The sequence below is a fragment of the Bacillus sp. NTK074B genome (assembly GCF_017303375.1).
GTDB lineage: Bacteria > Bacillota > Bacilli > Bacillales > Bacillaceae_B > Rossellomorea.
The window spans coordinates 1-262 of sequence record NZ_JAFKOH010000167.1 but is presented as its reverse complement, the minus strand read 5'-3'; the positions used below and the strand labels follow the sequence as shown (position 1 = coordinate 262).

At 64.1% G+C, this 262-nt stretch carries 1 protein-coding gene; it reads left to right on the top strand.

Annotated features, from left to right (window positions below):
* Positions 1–7: 7 nt before the first annotated feature.
* A partial coding sequence (locus tag JI667_RS23565; RefSeq protein ID WP_368077929.1) for a DUF333 domain-containing protein occupies positions 8–262 on the top strand: 255 nt, incomplete at its 3' end.

Here is a 262-nt window from a genome sequence, read left to right as displayed (position 1 = left end):
GCGGCGGATGAACCTTGACCCGCGGGGGAACTCACGCGACTCTGACGCTATGCGTATCCATCTTGTCACAGCCACCGTCCTTGCGCTTTGTCTCCTTGGCGCCTGTGTTCCCGCCTCCGATCCGCAGGCCGAGCGTGCCCCCGGCGCGCTTCTCGATATGGCGAACCCCGCTTCGGTCTATTGCACCGAGCAGGGCGGCGTTCTGGAACCCGGAACACCCGACACGATGTGCCATTTGCCCCATGGCCAGGTTGTGGAGGAA